At 36.2% G+C, this 1,147-nt stretch carries 1 protein-coding gene; it reads right to left on the bottom strand.

Annotation, left to right across the window (positions count from 1 at the left end; all coding sequences use genetic code 11):
- The coding region (locus A7D23_RS04665) for an Ig-like domain-containing protein (RefSeq protein WP_068883382.1) at positions 1-1,023 on the bottom strand (1,023 nt) is incomplete at its 3' end.
- Positions 1,024-1,147: the final 124 nt, after the last annotated feature.

Raw genomic sequence — 1,147 nt, 5'->3', positions numbered from 1 at the left:
TCCTGTGCTTGCTGTAATGGTGGCATATGCAGGAGAGGTAGTCCCGTCCTGATTTCTTACGCTCCAGGCTACAGATTTATCAAAGACTTCCGTACCATTATCATAAATGTGGGCAACATATGATTGGCTCTGACCGAGCTTTATAGTAGTACTTCCAGTTATATCAATAGTGTAACTGTGGGTAAAAGTTTCCACAGTGGTTATAGTAATTGAATCCGAAACCGCATCATGATATGTAAGCTTCGCAGTTATTACAGCTTGACCAAGGGCAATTCCCATAACCTTACCCGTATTATCTACGCTTACGATATTGGAGTCGCTGCTTGTATATGTAACCACAGGATTAGCTAAAGCGGTTCCATTATCAGTCGCTGATAAATTCAATTGAATAATATCATTTATAAGGACATTAGCTGTTTCACCATTAATAATGGTCAACGTATAGGTATGACCTGTTTCATATCTCCAGCGGTCTGCAATATTATTCTCAACGTCATCATATGATGTGCTTATGGAATCCAATTCGCAATTGAATTTTATAAGACCTTCTTGGGATTTATCGATTCCGATAACTTTAAACGGTTGGTTGGTAACGTAGAATCTCTGATTTAAGGCAATATTTCGTGTGTCGGGATTATAATGTACAGTTATAAAAATATTTCCTGAAGCTACTGATATATAAGTGCCAGTATCAACATCAAACACTTTACTTTCTTCAATGCAATCGAACCACTTAATATTACCCGACCAGTTAAAAGCCACCCTGTAGCTGCATTTTCTTATTCTTGCTCTATATGAGTTTTCTTCCTTGTCAATCTGGCTGATAAGGATATATTTCAAATTGTTATATTCAACAATATCACCTGTTTTTATCTGGCATTTGCAACGGATAATTTTATCATCATAATAAGTCGGTTTATCGACTGCATCAATTATCAGAGCAATCTGCTCAGCTCCATTAACCTTAATACTTTCACCTTTTTCATAAAGGAAAAAGTCTATCATTTCATCTATATCCTGCATGATAACTACACCTGCCTTTTCAACTTGTACAGGTAAACTTCAAAATGATCATCCCATTTCTTTAAATCCATGACCTTATATTTTTCACCTTCAATTTCGAAGTAGCTGTCTTTATTGATTGAGC

Source organism: Dehalobacter sp. TeCB1 (genome assembly GCF_001707455.1).
Classification (GTDB): Bacteria; Bacillota; Desulfitobacteriia; order Desulfitobacteriales; family Syntrophobotulaceae; genus Dehalobacter; species Dehalobacter restrictus.
Note: the sequence above shows the minus strand (reverse complement) of the source record. Positions and strands in the feature narration are given on the sequence as shown.